Here is an 18,290-nt window from a genome sequence, read left to right on the forward strand (position 1 = left end):
CATGGTCCGGTGGATTTTAGGGATTTCGCGAGGCGGCGGGTCGTTGCAATCTGGCAACGCAGCGCCGATTCCCCATGCGATTCCTTGGGTTTAGCCGGCTCCTTGAAACTTATCCCCATGATCCACATCTTCCTACCAGATGTCGTGTCCACACTCTTTGTGGCGCACTAATCCTTGACGGCGCGGTCCGATCGGGACTAAATTTTGAGGGTCGCGAGACGGCTGGCGGAGACGCCTTCGATCCCCGCGAACGAGTTCCCAGACGGGTCGAAGTGATCACCGCGGCGCGCCGATATCGGCGACGGCGAACGGCGACCTGCGGCCCGGCTGGTCGCATCCGGAGTTTCGATGGCGGGGTCACACCGCTGCGGGACCCAGGGCATCAAACCGAGTTGGGCTGACATCAGGAGCCGGTGAGCAACCGGCCGCGCGTGGCTTTCCCGAGCCCGCGGCACGCATTGGGGATGAAGACATGCGCATCGAGCGCCGCCACACCGCCGCCGGCCAGTCGCCCTATCAGGCGATCCCGTTCCGCTCGGCCGTCAGCGAGATTCGCAATCCCGACGGTTCGATCGTGTTCCGGCTCGAGGGCATCGAGGTTCCCGAGGCCTGGTCGCAGGTGGCGAGCGACGTGCTCGCGCAGAAGTATTTCCGCAAGGCCGGCGTGCCGGCAGCGCTGAAGAAGGTCGAGGAGAACGACGTCCCGTCCTTCCTCTGGCGTTCGGTTCCCGACGAGGCGGCGCTCGCGGCTCTCCCCGAAGACAAGCGCTACGGCTCCGAGGTCTCGTCCAAGCAGGTCTTCGACCGGCTCGCCGGCTGCTGGACCTATTGGGGCTGGAAGGGCGGCTATTTCTCCTCCGAGGAGGACGCCGCCGCTTTCCATGACGAGCTGCGCTTCATGCTGGCGACGCAGATGGTCGCGCCGAACTCGCCGCAATGGTTCAACACCGGCCTGCACTGGGCCTATGGCATCGACGGGCCGAGCCAGGGCCATTTCTACGTCGACTTCAAGACCGGCAAGCTGGTCAAGTCGAAGTCGAGCTATGAGCATCCGCAGCCGCATGCCTGCTTCATCCAGGGCGTGCAGGACGACCTCGTCAACGAGGGCGGCATCATGGATCTGTGGGTGCGCGAGGCGCGCCTGTTCAAATACGGCTCCGGCACCGGCTCGAACTTCTCGATGCTGCGCGGCGAGGGCGAGAAGCTCGCCGGCGGCGGCCGTTCCTCCGGCCTGATGTCCTTCCTGAAGATCGGCGATCGGGCCGCCGGCGCCATCAAGTCGGGCGGCACGACGCGCCGCGCCGCCAAGATGGTGGTGGTCGACGTCGACCATCCGGACATCGAGACCTATATCGACTGGAAGGTGAAGGAGGAGCAGAAGGTCGCGGCGCTCGTCGCCGGCTCCAAGATCGTCCAGAAGGCGATGAAGGCCGTGATGAAGGCCTGCGTCAACTGCGAGGCCGCGGACGATGCCTGCTTCGATCCCGAGAAGAACCCGGCGCTGAAGCGCGAGATCAAGCTCGCCCGCAAGGCGATGGTGCCGGACAACTACATCAAGCGCGTCATCCAGTTCGCCCGCCAGGGCTATACCGACATCCAGTTCGACACCTATGACACCGACTGGGATTCGGAAGCCTATCTAACCGTCTCCGGCCAGAACTCGAACAATTCGGTCTCGCTGACCGACGATTTTCTGCGCGCCGTCGAGACGGACAGCGAGTGGAACCTCGTCGCCCGTACCACCGGCAAGGTGACGAAGACGCTGAAGGCCCGCGATCTCTGGGAGAAGATCGGCTACGCCGCCTGGGCCTCGGCCGATCCCGGCCTGCACTTCAACACCACGATGAACGACTGGCACACCTGCCCGGCCTCGGGACGCATCCGCGCCTCGAACCCGTGCTCGGAGTACATGTTCCTCGACGATACCGCCTGCAATCTGGCCTCGGCCAACCTGCTGCAGTTCTATGACCGCCAGACCAAGGCCTTCGACGTCGAGGGCTACGAGCATCTCTGCCGGCTCTGGACGATCGTGCTCGAGATCTCGGTCGCGATGGCGCAGTTCCCGAGCCGCGAGATCGCCGAGCTCTCCTATGAGTACCGCACGCTCGGCCTGGGCTACGCCAATATCGGCGGCCTCCTGATGACCATGGGCCTCGGCTACGACAGCGACGAGGGCAGGGCGCTCGCCGGCGCGCTGACCGCTGTGATGACCGGCGTCTCCTATGCCACCTCGGCGGAGATGGCGGGCGAGCTCGGCCCGTTCCCGGGCTACAAGAAGAACGCCAGCCACATGCTGCGCGTCATCCGCAACCACCGTACCGCCGCCCATGGCCAAGCCGACGGCTATGAGGGGCTGCAGGTCACGCCGGTGCCGCTCGACCATGGCACGCTGGCGCGCCTCGGCGGCTCCAGCATCAAGCTCTCCGAGCGCGCCCGCATCGTCTGGGACGAGGCGCTGTCGCTCGGCAAAATGTATGGCTACCGCAATGCCCAGGCGACCGTGATCGCGCCGACCGGCACGATCGGCCTCGTGATGGACTGCGACACCACCGGCATCGAGCCCGACTTCGCCCTGGTGAAGTTCAAGAAGCTCGCCGGCGGCGGCTATTTCAAGATCATCAACCGCGCCGTTCCGGACGCGCTGCGGGCGCTCGGCTATCGCGAGGCGGACATCGCGGAGATCGAGGCCTATGCCGTCGGCCACGGGTCGCTGGCGCAGGCGCCGGGCGTCAACCATGGCTCGCTCAAGGCCAAGGGCTTCCCGCAGGACAAGATCGACGCGATCGAGAAGGACCTTAAGGCCGCCTTCGACATCAAGTTCGTCTTCAACAAGTGGACGCTGGGCGAGGATTTCCTCACCGGCACGCTGAAGGTCCCGGCCGAGAAGCTCGCCGACATGTCCTTCGAGCTGCTGCCCTTCCTCGGCTTCACCAAGGCCGAGATCGAGGCCGCCAATGTCCATGTCTGCGGGGCGATGACGCTGGAAGGCGCGCCGCACCTGAAGAAGGAGCACTACAACGTCTTCGATTGCGCCAACCCCTGCGGGCGCATCGGCAAGCGCTATCTCTCGGTCGACAGCCATATCCGCATGATGGCGGCAGCGCAGCCCTTCATCTCGGGCGCGATCTCCAAGACCATCAACATGCCGAACGACGCGACCGTCGAGGACTGCAAGAGCGCCTATCTGCTCTCCTGGAAGCTGGCGCTGAAGGCCAACGCGCTCTATCGCGACGGCTCGAAGCTGTCGCAGCCGCTGAACTCGGCCCTGATCGCCGATGAGGACGATGATGCCGAGGACGCGGTCGAGGCGCTGCACCAGCATCCCATGGCGGCGCGCGCCACGCAGGTCGCCGAGAAGATCGTCGAGCGCATCGTCGAGCGGGTCGAGCGGGTGCGCGACCGCGAGAAGATGCCGGCGCGCCGCACGGGCTATATCCAGAAGGCGGTGGTTGGCGGCCACAAGGTCTATGTCCACACCGGCGAATATGCCGATGGCCGCCTCGGCGAGATCTTCATCGACATGCACAAGGAAGGCGCGGCCTTCCGGGCGATGATGAACAATTTCGCCATCGCGGTCTCGCTCGGCCTGCAATACGGCGTGCCGCTTGAGGAATATGTCGAGGCCTTCACCTTCACCCGGTTCGAGCCCTCGGGCTTCGTCCAGGGCAACCAGTCGATCAAGAACGCGACCTCGATCCTCGACTATGTCTTCCGCGAGCTGGCGATCTCCTATCTCGGCCGGCACGACCTCGCCCATGTCGATCCCAGCGAGATCGGCCATGACGTGATGGGCGGCGGCGTCGAGCAGGGCAGGGTGGCACCGGACGCCGTCGCGCCGATCACCACGACGCCGCTGGCCTCCTCGGGCTTCCGCCGTGGCAAGCCGATCAACCTGCTCGCCATCCAGGGCGGCTCCGCGGCGAATGACGCGGTCGCCCGCTCGGGCGGCAGCGTCACGGCGCTCGCCACCGCTGGCGCGACCGCGCTGAAGGAGGAGCCGGAGGCCTATGGCGAGGCGGAGATGGCCAAGCTCGGCTTCGCCGCGCCTGCCGCTCAGCCGAGCGCCTCAGAGCGCCGGGCCGAGGCGATCATGAAGGGCTATGTCGGCGACAGCTGCGGCGAATGCGGCAACTTCACCCTGGTCCGCAACGGCACCTGCCTGAAGTGCAACACCTGCGGCTCGACGACGGGCTGCAGCTGATTGGTCCGAGTGGCCTTGTGAAGTGCAGGCGCTCCGGAAGTTCGGTTCGATTCTACCCGAAGCGTGTCCCAATGTGCGGGGAAGTCCGCCTCAACCTAGAAAATGCCCTGCCGCGTTATCGCGGCGGGGCAAAGGATCGAAATAGGGCTTTCATCGGCCCTCCACCCCCAAACTGAGTTCGATCGCCCCTGGGGCTTCAGCACCGTTACGGGAGTCGTATGTCGTTGGAGAAGGAACGTGTCGACGCTGCCGGGGACCTGCTGAAGAGCGTGATACCTCGCGATAGTTTTCGAGCGCCGGAAGTTGTCGAGGCCTTCACGATCGCCAATGGATGGCGCGAACGGCATCTTGATGCGATCAGGCAGATCCGAGCTCAGCTCGCAGCCGCCAATCGCGCGCTACAAACAGGCGGTGTCACAGCCGCGCGTCTTAAGCGCATGCCGGCGATCAGGAGGAAGCTGCGGAGGCTGAGCTACAAGCTCTCCGAACTCCAGGACTTGGGCGGATGCCGGGTCATCCTCCCAACCATCGACGACGTGAAACGCTTCAGTGACCGACTTCAACAGTCCGATCGCCACCAGCTCCGCGAGACCGATGACTACATCCTCCGGCCAAAGAAGGATGGATACCGCTCTCTTCATCTGCTGCTCAATCACGATGATCTGCGTTTCCCAGGGCAGCGGGGGTTGAGAATCGAGCTCCAGGTACGCACCCACCTTCAGCACGCTTGGGCCACCGCCGTAGAAGCGCTCGGCCTTTATCTGAGAGTGAACATCAAGGGCGGTGAAGGGAGTGAGGCATGGCGCCGCCTCCTAATGCTGATGTCCTGTGAATTCGCAGAAAGCGAGGGCTGCGCTCCAGTTCGTGGTGCACCGAGTGGAGGCGAGCGCCGCAGCCTGATCATCGAGCTCGATCGGCAGATTGGAGCTCGAGCTAAGCTGGATAATCTCGCCCATGGATTTCAGATCATCGACCGTTTCGTGTTCGATCGCTACGCAAAGCACCTTCTCCTCCGATACGACCATGCGGCCAAGCGCGTCGATGTCGAGGCGTTCACTGAGGCGCCTGCCAGCACCCGGGTTTACGGGGATATCGAACGCCGACTGGCTGTAGACAGCATCGATGATGAAGATCCATCTAGCGATACCGTCTTGGTCAGCCTGGGGCAGCTCAAGGACTTGAAGAAGGCGTTCCCAAACTATTTCGGCGACGTCCGGGTTTTCCGTGAGCAGCTCGGACACATCTGTCAGGGCCGTGGAGTGGCGACATACAACCTTCCGAAGCAAGCCCTCGCCCCTCCTCGGCCTCGCGAGATGGTCGATCCTGCTTGGCTAAGACGCCCTCGCTTCGACAAGCCAAGCGGCGCATGAGCTATGGAGTGCGCCTCTTGAGGCGGACATGGCGATGGCCAGCAATTGACCGGGAAGCTGGGCTTTCGAAGAATGACCGACCTCGGCCCAGAAGCGCGACTTGGGTCCGTCGTCACCGCCGCCGCGACATCTCCGTCGCAGAAGGATGCCGGCTGATGGGGATCATGCGCTCGACCTGCCACGATAAGCTGGCCGCTAGATCGCCGAGCCTTCCATCGGACGCGGTCACGGTGATCTATCTCATTGTTATCGCATCGGAGTTTTCCGAAAAGTGGATTCCACTTCTCGGTCCGATGCTCTAGCCTGCCCGGGTCGCCAGGAGATGCCGTGCATGCCATTACGCATCATCAATGAGCCGGGCTTAGCGGGGGAGCGTCGCACGGCGCCTGACCCGGTGCTTCCGGAACGGCGTTGAGCGCTCCGATCAGGAGTTCTCCGGCCGTCGCAATCGCAGCAGAATCCCGAGCGCGGAAGACAGTGAATTGCAGCCAGGGCCCCCTCTCCGATGATCAGCAACCCGATCCCCTGGCCGAACAAGGCCCGCTGCGCGGTCGCCTTCACCTTCGACATGGATGCGGAGGCCCTGCTCCACGTCAATTTCCGTGAGCAGGCGCCGGAGCGGGTCGCATTGGCCTCGATGCTGCGCTACGAGCCGCAGGTCGCCGTGCCGCGGCTTCTGGAGATATTCCGCCGTTTCGATCTGAGGCAGACCTTCTTCATCCCGGGCTGGTGCGTCGAGGCCTATCCGGAAAGCGTCGAGCAGATCCTCGCGGCCGGCCACGAGCTCGGCCATCACGGCTATCTCCACAAGCGGCCGAATGCGCAGAGCCGCGACGAGGAGGCGGACAGCCTCGGGCGCGGGATCGAGGCCCTGAAGCGGCTGAGCGGGCAAAGACCGGCCGGCTATCGCGCGCCGGCCTACGCCTTTTCCCGGCACACGCTGGAGCTGCTGCAGGAAAGCGGTTTCCGCTATGACAGCTCGCTCATGGGCGACGACCAGCCCTATCTGATCGGCAACGGCCGCGGCGACCTCGTCGAGCTGCCCACCGACATGTCGCTCGACGACTGGACGCAATATGTCTGCATCAAGGAGTTCGGCTACATGCTGCCGATCGCCTCGCCGGAGCGGGCGATGGAGGTCTTCCGGGCCGAGTTCGACGCCGCCTGGCGCCATGGTGGCCTGTGGAACGCCGTCTGGCATCCCTTCGTCTCGGGCCGGCCGTCGCGTGCCGACGCCTTCGCCGGGCTGATCGAATACATGCAGGAGAAGGGCGGCGTCTGGTTCGCTACCCTTGCCGAGATCACCGCCCATGTCCGCGGCCTCGCCGAACGGGGTATCTGGCAGCCACGGCGCGATCAGGTCCCGTTCTGGCCCGAGCCCCTGCAGGACAGGGAACTCTCCTGAGATCGGGAGCGGCGGCCGCGAGGTCAGGCCAGGATGCGGCCGCGGTTCAGGATTCCCGCCGGGTCGAGCGCGCATTTCAGCGTTCGCATCAAAGCGAGCTCGGAATCGGAGCGGCTATAGCCGAGATAGGGGCGCTTGAGCACGCCGACGCCGTGTTCGGCCGATATGCTGCCCTCGACGTCCCGAACCGTGCCGTACACCAGTTCGGCCAATCCCTCGAAGCCTGCTCCTTCGGGCGGATGGATCGACAGATGCAGATTACTGTCGGCGAGGTGGCCGAACAGGATCAGGGTCGCATCGGGCCTGCTTTGCGCAATCCGGGCATGCAGGAGATCGACGCCCTGCACCATCGCCGCGAGCGGCACACTGATGTCGAAATGCAGACCCGTCGACAGATTCCGGTAGAATTCCGAGCTCGCCTCGCGATAGCTCCAGAAGCGTGCCCGCTCACGACTCGATTGCGCGACGAGCACATCGTCGAGCAGCCCTTCCTCGGCGAGCGCGCCGAGAGCCTCCAGGAAGAGATCCGCATAGGCTTCGCCGGTGGGAAGCGCCGCCTCGACCAGCAAAGTGAGCGCTGGGCCTGATGTGAAGGGCGGCGGCAGCGCCGCATGGGTTTTCGCGGCGGCAAGATAGTCGCGCCACATCGCCTCGAAGGCGAGGAGGCCGCCCGGCAGCTTCGCCTCGAGCCGGTCGAGGACCTGCAGGGCCTCAGCGACGCCCGCGACGGAGCACAGCGCGGTGTGATGGCTCGGCACCGCCGGCTGCAGCGCCAGCAGGACGCGCGTGACGATGCCGAGCGTGCCTTCGCTGCCGATCAGGAGCTGGGTCCAGTCGTAGCCGGCGTTGTTCTTGATCACCTTGACGAGCGAGCTGACGATCCGCCCATCCGGCAGCACCGCCTCGAGGCCGAGCACGTTGCGGCGTGTCATGCCGTAGCGCAGGACCTGCACGCCGCCGGCATTGGTCGCGACATTGCCGCCGATGGTGCAGCTGCCGCGCGCGCCGAGATCGACGCCGTAGAGCAGGCCTGCCTCGGCCGCCCGTTGCTGGATCGCCTCGAGCGGCGTGCCGGCGAGGGCGGTCATCGTCCGGCCGAGCGGGTCGAGCTCCTCGATGCCGTTCATGCGTTCGAGGGAGAGCGCGATCTCGCCTTCGACCGGATGCGCGCCACCGGCGAGCCCGGTCAGGCCGCCCTGGACCACGACCGGCAGGCGGAAGCGGTGGCAGATTGCCAGAGCCGCCGAGACCTCGGCCGTGCTGCGCGGCAAAAGCAGCGCCGCCGGTGCGCAAGGCGGCATTCCGGCGCTGTCGGCGCGGTTGCGCGCGGGTACGGCCTCGCCGAGGCGGATTTGCTCCGCGCCGAGGGCGGCGGTGAGGGCCGCCAGCGCATCCGGGGGCAGGCTCACGCCGCGACGCCCTCGCGGCCATGGCCGAAGACCGCCTTGACCTCGAGGAAGTCCTCGAAGCCGAAGACGCCGCATTCGCGCCCGTTGCCGGACTGTTTGTAGCCGCCGAAGGGCACGGCGCTGTCGAGCGGCGCGCCGTTGAGATGGACCATGCCGGCCCGCATCCGGCGGGCGATGCGGCGGGCGCGCTCACGGTCGCCGGAGGTGATGTAGCTCGACAGCCCGTAGGGCGTGTCGTTGGCGATGGCGATCGCCTCCTCCTCGGAATCGTAGGGGATGATCGCCAGGACGGGACCGAAGACCTCCTCGCGCGCGATCGTCATCTCATTGTTCACGTCGGCGAAGATGGTCGGGCGGACATAGTAGCCGCGCTCCAGCCCGTCCGGCCGGCCGGGGCCGCCGGTGACGAGCGTCGCGCCTTCCGCGATCGCGATGCCGATCAGCTTCTGGATGCGCTCGAACTGGATCGCGCTGACCACGGGCCCCATGGTCGTGCCGGCGGCGTGGGGCGCGCCGACATGCACCGCCTCGGCCGCCTTGCGGGCGAGCGCGACCACCTCGTCATGGCGGGCGCGCGGCACGAGCAGGCGCGTCGGCGCGTTGCAGGACTGGCCGCTGTTGCCGAAGCAGCTGCGGACGCTGCGCGGGACCGCGCTGTCGAAATCGGCATCGTCGAGCAGAATGTTCGGCGACTTGCCGCCGAGTTCCTGATGGACGCGCTTGACGGTGTCCGCCGCCGCCTTGGCGACGAGGACGCCGGCCCGGGTCGAACCGGTGAAGGAGACCATGTCGATGTCGGGATGCCGCGCCAGCGCCTCGCCGGCGCCAGGCCCGTCGCCATTGATCATGTTGTAGACGCCGGCCGGGATGCCGGCGGCATGGACCATCTCGCTGAAGAGCAGCGCCGAGATCGGCGCGACCTCGCTCGGCTTCAGCACCATGGTGCAGCCGGTCGCCAGCGCCGGGCCGACCTTGCAGGCGATCTGGTTCATCGGCCAGTTCCAGGGCGTGATGAAGCCGCAGACGCCGACCGGCTCGCGCGTGATCAGGGCATCGTTGATGAAGTGGTCGAAGCGGTAGTCGCGCAGCACCGCCAGGGCCTGCTGCAGATGGTCGAGACCGGCCGCGGCCTGGGCCCGGCGCGCCAGTTCGATCGGCGCGCCCATTTCCTGCGAGATCGCCTCGGCCATCTCGTCATGGCGCTTGCGGTATTCCTCGATCAGCGCTTCGAGCAGCTCGATGCGTTCCCGGCGGCTGGTGAGCGCATAGCCGTCGAAGGCTCCCCGCGCCGCGGCGACGGCGGCATCGACATCGGCGGCGCTGGCCAGCGCGATCTCGGCGAAGGGCGTTTCGGTCGCGGGATCGATGACCGGCAGCATGGTGGCGCCGGACGCGGCTACCCAGCGGCCGCCGATATAGAACTCGCGATGGGATTTCACGGGGCCTCTCCTTGTGGAGCCTCGGCGAGCCGGCGGTCGTAGTCGAGCACGGCCTGGAGCAGAACCTGCGCGCCGGCGCCGCAATCGTCGAAGGAGGCGTCCTCCGCCTCGTTATGGCTGAGGCCTCCGGCGCAGGGCACGAAGATCATCGCCGTCGGCGCGATGCGGGCGATGTAGGCGGCGTCGTGGCCGGCGCCCGAGACGATGTCGCGCATGCGGTAGCCGAGATTGCCGGCAGCCTGGCGCACCGAGGCGATGCAACGGGGATCGAAGGGCACCGGCGGCGAATCCCAGATCCGCGTCAGCGTGCCGGTGACGCCGTGTTCGGCACAGATTGCCGCCAGGGCCTGTTCGATTGCTTTCTCGGTCCGCTCGAGCGCGCCGGAATCGGGATGGCGCAGGTCGATCGAGAGGGAGGCTGCACCCGGGATGACGTTGCGGGAGCCGGGATGGACCGCGATCGTTCCGACGGTGGCGACGGCGCCGGGGCAGGCGCGCGCCGCAGCCTGCACGGCCAGCACCAGCGCGGCCGCGGCGGGGAGGGCGTCCTGGCGCAACCGCATCGGAGTCGAGCCGGCATGCGACTCGCGGCCGGTGATCTCGACATCGTACCAGCGCATGCCCTGGACGCCGGTGACGACGCCGATCGTGTCGCCCTCGGCCTCGAGGATCGGTCCCTGCTCGATATGGAGCTCGAACATGGCGCCGATAGGCGTCGCCCCGATCGCAACCTCGCCGCGATAGGAGATCGCCTCGATCGCCTCGGCGAAGCTCACGCCGTCGCCGTCCTTGCGCGTATCGGCATAGGTCCGGTCGAACACGCCGGCATGGACGCCGGAGCCGAGCATGGCGGGGGCGAAGCGCGAGCCTTCCTCATTGGTCCAGTTGACCAGCATGACCGGCGCATGGGTTTCGTAATCGGCCGCATGCATGGTGCGCAGGCATTCGAGCCCGGCGAGGACCCCGAGCACGCCGTCGAACTTGCCGCCGGTCGGCTGGGTGTCGAGATGGCTGCCCATCGCGATCGGCGGCAGCGCGTTGTTCCGGCCGGGCCTGATCGCGAACATGTTGCCGACCTCGTCGACATGCACACTGCAGCCGAGGCTCTCGCATTCGGCCCGGAACCAGTCACGGACGCGGCGATCCTCCTCGCCCAGCGTCAGGCGCCGGATGCCGCCCTTGGCCGTGCCGCCGATCTGGGCGGTCTCCATGAGATCGCTCCAGAGCCGCTTCGCATCGATGCTCAGATTGTTCGCGCGCTTGGTCATCACGTCTCTCAGCAGGGGACTTCGATCAGGAACGGGCCGGGCTGGCTAAAGCTCGTCCCGACCAGCTCGATCAGGCGCTCGACGCTGTCAGCGCGGGCGGCTTCCACGCCCATGCCGCCGGCGAGCTTGACCCAGTCGAGATCGGGGCGGCGCAGGTCGAGCATGTCGAGCGCCGTCCGGCCTGGGTTCAGCGCGCCGACATTGAACAGCTCGGTCTCGAGGCTCTGATAGGCCCGGTTGGCGAAGATGATGTTGGTGACGTTGAGATTCTCGCGCGCCTGCGTCCACAGGGCCTGCAAGGTGTACATGCCGCTGCCATCGGCTTGCAGCGCGACCGTGCGCCGCTCGGGGCAGGCGACGGCGGCGCCGGTCGCCAGCGGCAGGCCGATGCCGATCGAGCCGCCGGTGAGCTGCAGCCAGTCATGCGCGGGAGCGCCGGCCGTGTGCCGGTAGCAGAAGCCCGCCGCATTGATGCTCTCGTCGATGAGGATCGCATCCTCCGGCAGCAGGGCGCCGACGACGGCGGCGGCGGCCTCGGCGCTCAGCGCGCCGGTCGGCAGCGCCGGGCGGGCCGACGCCTGCAGGACCGGCGGCGCGCCGGCGCCGATCAGGTCGGCGAGCCGCTCGAGCGCATCCTCGAGGTCGTCCTGCGGCGCTGCGAGCCGATGGACGGAGCACTCCGGCGGCAGCACGAGGCTCGGCTTGCCGGGATAGGCGAAGAAGGCCACCGGCTCCTGGGCGCCGACCAGGATGACGCGGCGCACCTCGCCGAGCTGCGCGAGCGCGTCGGTCACCGGGTAGAAGACGCGTTCGAGCGCGACGCGCCCGGCGCCGCGCGCTATGCGGGCATTGGAGGTCGGCGCCATCAGGCGTGCGCCATGTGTCTGCGCAATCCGGCTCGCCAGTTCCAGCGGCCGGGCACGTAGGGCGCGGCCGCCGACCAGCAGCAGCGTCGGCTCGCCGGAGCGCAGGGCGGCAGCGGCCTCCTTCAGCGCCTCGTCCGAGACTTTCGGGCGCGTCGGCAAGGCCAGGCGCGGCGCCGGGCCGTCGGACTCGTTCCAGGCGGTGTCAGCCGGCAGGATCAGGGTCGCGACCCCGCCAGCGCCGGAGAGCGCCGCTGCAACCGCCTCGGCGCCGTCGCGGGCGACCGCGCGGGCATCCTTCGAGGTCCGGACCCAATCCGACATCGGCCGGGCGACGCCTTCGACATCGGAGGTCAGGGGCGCGTCGTAGACGGCGTGGTGCGTGGCATGGTCGCCGACGATGTTGACGATCGGCGTATTGGCCTTGCGGGCGTTGTGGAGATTTGCGAGCGCGTTGCCGAGGCCGGGGCCGAGATGCAGCAGGGTCGCGGCCGGCTTGTCGGCCATGCGGGCATAGCCGTCGGCAGCGCCCGAGACGACGCCCTCGAACAGCCCGAGCACGCAGCGCATGCCGGGGACACGGTCGAGCGCCGCGACGAAATGCATTTCAGACGTGCCCGGATTGGCGAAACACGTATCGATCCCGCTGGCGATCAGCGTCCTGACCAGGCTTTCCGCGCCGTTCATATCCTGTACTCCCGCCTTGTCCTGCCGGAGGAATGGAGGGGCCGGGCGAGAGCCCGGCCCCGAGTGATCAGAGCGGATCGCGAATCAGCGGCGAGGTCGAGCAGTGGATACCGCCGCCGCCGAGCGCGACCTTGTCGTATTCGACGACGCGCACGGAGATGCCCGCCTTGTCGAACTTCGCCTGCGAGCGCTCGGAGAGGCCGCCGGCCATGATCACCCGGCCCGGGCGCACGGCGAGGCAGTTGATGACCCAGTTGCCGTCATCCGGGCAGACCTCGATCTGGCGGATGCCGAGCTGCTTCAGCCGCTCGAGGAACCAGAAGGGCAGCAGCGTCGGGTTCACGAACGCCGTCTCGGCGTCGATCATCACGAACATGCCGTCGATGTGCAGGCGATAGCCGGTGAGCTCGACCCGCAGCAATTCGACCCCGTGGACACGCAGCACTTCCTCGAGCTGGCGCGCGCCTTCCTCGTTGACGCGGCTCGACAGGCCAATGACCGCGACCTTCGGCGTGATGAAGGCGAAGCTGCCGCCTTCCATCAGGCCGGTGCCGCCGATGGTCCGCAGGATCGGCATGCCGAGCTTGGCGAGGGTGCGCGTGACCGGCAGCTCCTCGCCGCGGCGGATCGGCGGGCCGAGACGGGTGACGATGGCGCCGCCATCGATGGCGATGACGCTGTCGCGGGTGTAGACGGACTTCATCTTGCCCGGCGCGCATTCGTCGAGGAAAACGACCTCGGCCCCTTCCTCGCGCAGCGCGGCGACGAGGTTGTCATGCTGGGCCTGCTGGGCCGGAAGATCCGGGATCGTGTCGCCGCGCCAGTACCAGCCCTGCTCGGGATCGCCGAAGGCGCCGATGTCGGGGATGCGCTTGGCGGGGTCGACGATGTTCAGCTCAGGGCCGGGCCGGTGCATCAGCACCTTGCGGATCTGGCCGACATCGTTGTTGCAGCCCCAGCGCCGCCCCCAGACCTCGACCTGCTCGGACTCGGCCTCGAAGGCCGGCTCGGCCCGTGAGGCGAAGGTCTTGATGAGCATGTTGTAGCGGTATTCGTGTTCCGAAATGATCGACATGGTCTTCTCCTGAATCCGACGCTGAACTGATCTCTCGCAGCTGGGGCTCAGCCGGCAGCGGTCGGAATGGTCCATTCGTCGCCACGGGCGGTGGTGACGTATTCCGGCCAGCGATAATTGACGGGCGCCTCGAAATCGGCCGGCAGCAGCGGCGCGACCCACTTCTCGCCGCCGATGCCGCCGCCGGTGCGCTCCTTGAACTCCGCCTGCGCCGCGGCGAGGCTGGCGCCGTCGGTCAGGAGGTCGACGATGGTGGTGGCGATGACCTTGGCCGCGGTGCTCCACATCGGGTCGATGCAGGCCGGCATGCCGCCCATGGCGTAGCGGGTCCATTCCGGATAGCGGTAGCCGGGCGGGGCCTTGAGGGTCGGGCGGCCGACATAGAGCCGCACCGTCGGCGCATGCCATGTGTAGTCGACATAGTCGTCGGCAGCGAGGTTCTTCTGCCAGGACGGCAATTGCGCGCGGAACGCCTCCTCGCCCTCCCAGGGCGCCGTCAGGCGCTGGATCTCCGGCATGAACGGGTCGTCCATCGGCTCCAGGCCGAGATTGCGTTGGATCTCGCGGCCGAAGTTGCGCGCTTCCTCGCCCCATTGCGGCGCGCCGATCGCGGAAAAATTCCGCCAGGCTGCCTGCGCCATCGCATGGTTCGGCAGGCCGGCGCGGGTACGGGTGATCCAGGCCGGCGTGACCGTGCAGTGGCTCATCGCGGCGCAATGCTCGGCATTGCGGTCGAGCACCGCGAAGACACGCTCGCACATGTCGAGCGTCGGGGCGCGCAGCGAATACTGGATCTGGGCGAGGCCGGGGGCGAGATTGTCGGCGGCGGCATAGCCCGCCTGGATAATGTGTTCGTTGAGCGTCCAGCTGCCGTGATGCGGCAGCATCGACTCCTTCATGTACTTGGACGAAGTGTACATCAGGCAGACCGCGTCGATTGCGCCGGGTGCGCGCGCGGTCGAGTGGCTGTGGGCCACGCCGGCGAAGGCGCCGGTCTGCTGCCAAGTCTCCGGGTTCGGGCACTCGAAGGTGTAGACGCGGCTCCAATAGGGGGCGCTGTGGGTGTCCCAGAAGCAGCTGTTGGCCAGCGCCGGGAACGAGTGCGGGTGGAAGCTGATCGCGGCGTCGAGATCGTTGTAGTAGCCCTTTGCCGCGTGCACCGGCTTGGAGCCGCACATCTTCTCGGCCGGCTCGCCGAAGAACTTGATGCGGCCCTTGATGCCGTGCTTCTGCATGGCGTGCTTGGCGGCGAGGAAGCCGGCGAACGCGCCGATCCCGAGCGCCGAATGCGGATCAGTATGGCCGGCGGCGTGGCGGCTGACGCCCTCGCGCGGCTTGCGGAAGGGCACGGCCTCCTGCGAGGTGCCGGGCACGGCGTCGTATTCGGCATAGCCGCCGATGGTCGGGCCCTCGCCATTCGACCATTCGGCGCAGAACGCCGTCGGCATGCCGCCCGAACCTTCCTCGACGGTGAAGCCCTCGGCGCGCAGCCGCTCGACATACCAGGCGGCGGAGCGGTACTCGCGCCAGGACGGCTCGTGCAGGTCCCAGATCGTCATATGGTCGGCCGAGAGACGCTCAGCGTTCTCTTCCAGCCAGGCGAGCGCGCTCTGCTTGTCGGCGCCAAAATCGCTGATGTCAGACATGGTTCTGCCTTTTCGGATGGTTCAGTTCGCGCGCCGCGAGCGCACATAGGCGTCCGCGCACAGAAGGCTGACGGTGACGGCGATGAGGACCGCCGCGACGGCGGCCATGGTCGGATCGAGCGCCTCGTTGATGCCGTCCCACATGCGGCGCGGCAGGGTGAAGACGGCGCGACCGGCGATGAAGAGGGCGAGGACGAGCTCGTCCCAGCTATGGATGAAGGCGAAGATCAGACCGGAGACGACGCCGGGCATGATGTTCGGGATGATCACCAGGCGCAGCGTCTGGCCCATGCTGGCGCCGAGGCTGAGCGAGGCCTGCTCGAGGCGCGGGTCGAAACCGGCGAGCGCGGTCGAGACCGTGATCACCACATAGGGGACGCCGGTGACGGCATGGGCGATGATCAGGCCGGTATAGGTGTCGAGCAGGCGCAGATCGATCCAGAACTGGTAGATGCCGAGCGCGTAGACGATGGTCGGCACCATGATCGGCACCAGCATCAGCATGCGGACGAAATCGCTGGCCCGGTTGCCGAGGCGCCAGCAGCCGATGGCGCAGAGCGTGCCGGCGACGACGGCGACCGCCGTCGAGACGCAGGCGATGATGAAGCTCTGCAGGATGCTGACGAGCCAGGGGCCGCTGCTGAACAGGTTCCGGTAATACTGGAAGGAGACCTCCGATTCCGGCAGCGAGAGATAGTGCCGGTCGGTCACCGAAACCGCGAAGACCACGGTGATCGGGAGGACGAGGAAGCAGATGATCAGCCACGCGAACGAACGCGTCATGATCGAGATGTTGCCGAAGCCGTTGCCGGTCATGAGCTTAGCCCGCTCCGAAGAGTTTACGCAGATTGACCAGCCGGCTCAGCGCCGCGAGCAGCACGCCGATGACGATCAGCAGCACGGCGGCGAGCATGCTGGCGACGCCCCAGCGCACGACCTCGAGGATCTGGACCTTGATGTATTCGGCGATCATCAGCGTCTTGCCGCCGCCGAGCAGGGCCGGGGTGACGAAGAAGCCGAGCGAGAAGATGAAGACCAGGATGCTGGCGCCGACGACGCCGGGCAGGGACAACGGCAGGAACACCCGCCGGAAGGCCTCGAACCGCGAGGCGCCGAGGCCGCGGGCGGCGGCGATGCAGCGCTGGTCGATGTCGCGCATGTTCGAGAAGATCGGCAGGATGCCGAGCGGAAGCATGTAGTGCACCATGCCGATCATGACGCCGGTCTCGTTCCAGATCAGGCTCAGCGGCGAGTCGGTGACCCCCGTCGCCATCAGCGCGGAATTGATCAGCCCCTCGCGGCGCAACAGCACGAACCAGGCGAAGGCGCGCACCAGCACCGAGATCCAGAGCGGCACGAGTACGCCGAGGAACATCCAGCGCTGGACTCTCGGGGAGGAGTGCACGAGCGCATAGGCGACGACATAGGCCAGCAGCAGCGTGAAGATCGTCGTCAGCACGCTGATGCGGGCCGTGGTCCAGAGCATGCGCTGGATCGAGGCGCTGCTGGCGAGCAGCTCGTAATTGTCGAGCCCCGGGCCCGGCACGGTGACGCTCATCCAGAGCACGCGGCCGATCGGGTAGATGTAGAAGACCCCCATCAGGAGGAGAGCCGGCGCGATCAGCAGCCAGTAGCGCGTCTGAGGCGACGCGAAGAGGCCGAGACCGGCCCGGCTGCGCGCTGAGTCGGCAGGAGCAGTCATCACATGTCCGATCGGGTGGGAAAGTGCCCTCGGGCGCGGTCATGCCCTCCTTTGGAGAGGGCATGACCCGTCGTGCGTCGCGAGACGCGCAGCCGTTACGAGGAGATCAGGTCCAGGAAGCTCTGGAACGTCTTCGAATGGTTGGCCTTGTACCATTCGGCGTTGATCTTGGCCTGGATCGCGGCGTTGGCGGCGTCGGAGGGGTTCTTCTTCTTGAGTTCCGCCGGCACGAGCGCGTCGGCCGCGGGGTTCGAGGGACCGTTGCCCATCGCCGCCAGAAGCTTCACCTGTCCTTCAGGCTGCTGCATCGAGGCGATGGCGCGCATCGCTTCCTTGCCGGCGGGGTTGCCCTTGGGCACGACCCAGAGGCCGGGCTGGAGCAGGCCGTCCTTGAAGGTGTAGGTGACGCGGCCCTGCGTCTCGTCGGCGAGCACGTTGGCGCGGGTGTGCCAGAGCAGGCCCATCACGCATTCGCCGTCGCGCATCAGGCTCTGGCTTTCCGAGCCGCTGTTCCAGAACAGCAGATCCTTCTTGATCGTCGCGATCTTGGCGAAGGCGCGCTTGACGTCGAGCGGGTAGAGCTTGTCCCTCGGCACGCCGTCGGCGATCAGGGCGAGCTCGAGCATCGCCTGCGAGTCCTTGCGCATCATGCGCCGGCCCGGATACTTCTTGGTGTCGAAGAAGTCCGCAAGCGTCGGCTCGCCCGAGACCTTGCTCTTGTCCCAGGCCAGGACCGAGCTGAACATGTAGTTCACCACGCCTTCGTCATAGGCAAAGGTGGGGTCCAGCTTCTTCTTGTCGACGATCGAGTAGTCGATCTTCTCCAGCGCGCCGTGCGGGCCGAGTTCGGCGAGGGTCGTGATGCCGGCGTCGCAAATGTCCCAGGTGACATGGCGCGACTGGACCATGGTGAGGATCTTGCCGTTCAGCGCGCCGCTGCCGTCGAGCACGATCTTGCCACCCTGGGCGGCGAAGGGCTTCACGAAGGCCTCGTCGAAGGCCTTCATCGCGACGCCGCCGAAATTGACCAGCACGACTTCTTTGCCGCTCTGGGCCCGTGCGGCGCCGCCGCCAAGCGCCAGAGCTGCCGGCGCGACGCCGAGCGCGAGCGCGCTGCGGATCAGGTCGCGGCGCGTCTGGCCGCTGCCGAGTTCGGCCGCAAGGGCCCTGCAATCTTCCGCGAAGCTCTGCTTTTCCATCATGATCCCCTGTTCTCGTTGATGAT

Annotated in this window: 12 protein-coding genes; 3 read left to right on the forward strand and 9 right to left on the reverse strand. The window is 67.0% G+C overall.

Annotated elements, in window-relative coordinates:
• Nucleotides 1-472 precede the first annotated feature (472 nt).
• From ACWGRX_RS00895 to ACWGRX_RS00905, 3 genes are all read left to right on the forward strand, one after another.
• Nucleotides 473-4,201 (forward strand): vitamin B12-dependent ribonucleotide reductase, encoded by a 3,729-nt coding sequence (locus ACWGRX_RS00895; RefSeq protein ID WP_452116041.1) that lies wholly within the window; start codon nt 473-475, stop codon nt 4,199-4,201.
• A 218-nt stretch (nt 4,202-4,419) separates the two neighbouring features.
• On the forward strand, nt 4,420-5,571 hold the full coding sequence (locus tag ACWGRX_RS00900) for a RelA/SpoT domain-containing protein (protein ID WP_452116042.1): 1,152 nt from the start codon (nt 4,420-4,422) through the stop codon (nt 5,569-5,571).
• A gap of 505 nt (nt 5,572-6,076) precedes the next feature.
• The gene (locus ACWGRX_RS00905) at nt 6,077-6,976 is read left to right on the forward strand and encodes a polysaccharide deacetylase family protein (protein WP_452116043.1); all 900 of its coding nucleotides are present in this window, start codon (nt 6,077-6,079) and stop codon (nt 6,974-6,976) included.
• 23 nt (nt 6,977-6,999) lie between these two features.
• Here ACWGRX_RS00905 and ACWGRX_RS00910 read toward each other — a convergent pair whose 3' ends face one another.
• From ACWGRX_RS00910 to ACWGRX_RS00950, 9 genes are all read right to left on the reverse strand, one after another.
• On the reverse strand, nt 7,000-8,385 hold the full coding sequence (locus ACWGRX_RS00910; RefSeq protein WP_452116044.1) for an FAD-binding oxidoreductase: 1,386 nt from the start codon (nt 8,383-8,385) through the stop codon (nt 7,000-7,002).
• The gene (locus tag ACWGRX_RS00915) at nt 8,382-9,824 is read right to left on the reverse strand and encodes an aldehyde dehydrogenase family protein (RefSeq protein WP_452116045.1); all 1,443 of its coding nucleotides are present in this window, start codon (nt 9,822-9,824) and stop codon (nt 8,382-8,384) included. The genes ACWGRX_RS00910 and ACWGRX_RS00915 overlap by 4 nt, the downstream gene beginning before the upstream one ends.
• Nucleotides 9,821-11,092: a Zn-dependent hydrolase gene (locus tag ACWGRX_RS00920; protein WP_452116046.1), complete on the reverse strand. Its 1,272-nt coding sequence runs from the start codon at nt 11,090-11,092 to the stop codon at nt 9,821-9,823. Before ACWGRX_RS00920 ends, ACWGRX_RS00915 begins: the two co-directional genes overlap by 4 nt.
• An 8-nt stretch (nt 11,093-11,100) precedes the next feature.
• The gene (locus tag ACWGRX_RS00925) at nt 11,101-12,642 is read right to left on the reverse strand and encodes an acetolactate synthase large subunit (RefSeq protein WP_452116047.1); all 1,542 of its coding nucleotides are present in this window, start codon (nt 12,640-12,642) and stop codon (nt 11,101-11,103) included.
• A gap of 67 nt (nt 12,643-12,709) precedes the next feature.
• Nucleotides 12,710-13,717: a dimethylarginine dimethylaminohydrolase family protein gene (locus ACWGRX_RS00930; protein WP_452116048.1), complete on the reverse strand. Its 1,008-nt coding sequence runs from the start codon at nt 13,715-13,717 to the stop codon at nt 12,710-12,712.
• Nucleotides 13,718-13,764: 47 nt separating this feature from the next.
• Nucleotides 13,765-15,363 (reverse strand): M20/M25/M40 family metallo-hydrolase, encoded by a 1,599-nt coding sequence (locus ACWGRX_RS00935; RefSeq protein WP_452116049.1) that lies wholly within the window; start codon nt 15,361-15,363, stop codon nt 13,765-13,767.
• A 21-nt stretch (nt 15,364-15,384) separates the two neighbouring features.
• Nucleotides 15,385-16,179 carry an ABC transporter permease gene (locus ACWGRX_RS00940; RefSeq protein WP_291642437.1) on the reverse strand — a complete coding sequence of 265 codons (795 nt, stop codon included), beginning with the start codon at nt 16,177-16,179 and terminating at the stop codon, nt 15,385-15,387.
• Nucleotides 16,180-16,183: 4 nt separating this feature from the next.
• Nucleotides 16,184-17,065 carry an ABC transporter permease gene (locus ACWGRX_RS00945; RefSeq protein WP_452116050.1) on the reverse strand — a complete coding sequence of 294 codons (882 nt, stop codon included), beginning with the start codon at nt 17,063-17,065 and terminating at the stop codon, nt 16,184-16,186.
• 95 nt (nt 17,066-17,160) lie between these two features.
• A complete protein-coding gene (locus ACWGRX_RS00950; RefSeq protein WP_452116051.1) occupies nt 17,161-18,264 on the reverse strand; it encodes an ABC transporter substrate-binding protein in 1,104 nt (367 codons plus the stop codon).
• Nucleotides 18,265-18,290 lie beyond the last annotated feature (26 nt).

It is taken from the genome of Allobosea sp. NPDC055594 (assembly GCF_053618995.1).

Bases quoted from the DNA above. Each gene is read 5' to 3' on its own strand.
- ACWGRX_RS00895 (WP_452116041.1), top strand. From the start codon at position 473: ATGCGCATCGAGCGCCGCCACACCGCCGCCGGCCAGTCGCCCTATCAG.
- ACWGRX_RS00900 (WP_452116042.1), top strand. From the start codon at position 4,420: ATGTCGTTGGAGAAGGAACGTGTCGACGCTGCCGGGGACCTGCTGAAG.
- ACWGRX_RS00905 (WP_452116043.1), top strand. From the start codon at position 6,077: ATGATCAGCAACCCGATCCCCTGGCCGAACAAGGCCCGCTGCGCGGTC.
- ACWGRX_RS00920 (WP_452116046.1), bottom strand. From the start codon at position 11,092: ATGACCAAGCGCGCGAACAATCTGAGCATCGATGCGAAGCGGCTCTGG.
- ACWGRX_RS00925 (WP_452116047.1), bottom strand. From the start codon at position 12,642: ATGAACGGCGCGGAAAGCCTGGTCAGGACGCTGATCGCCAGCGGGATC.
- ACWGRX_RS00930 (WP_452116048.1), bottom strand. From the start codon at position 13,717: ATGTCGATCATTTCGGAACACGAATACCGCTACAACATGCTCATCAAG.
- ACWGRX_RS00935 (WP_452116049.1), bottom strand. From the start codon at position 15,363: ATGTCTGACATCAGCGATTTTGGCGCCGACAAGCAGAGCGCGCTCGCC.
- ACWGRX_RS00940 (WP_291642437.1), bottom strand. From the start codon at position 16,179: ATGACCGGCAACGGCTTCGGCAACATCTCGATCATGACGCGTTCGTTC.
- ACWGRX_RS00945 (WP_452116050.1), bottom strand. From the start codon at position 17,065: ATGACTGCTCCTGCCGACTCAGCGCGCAGCCGGGCCGGTCTCGGCCTC.
- ACWGRX_RS00950 (WP_452116051.1), bottom strand. From the start codon at position 18,264: ATGGAAAAGCAGAGCTTCGCGGAAGATTGCAGGGCCCTTGCGGCCGAA.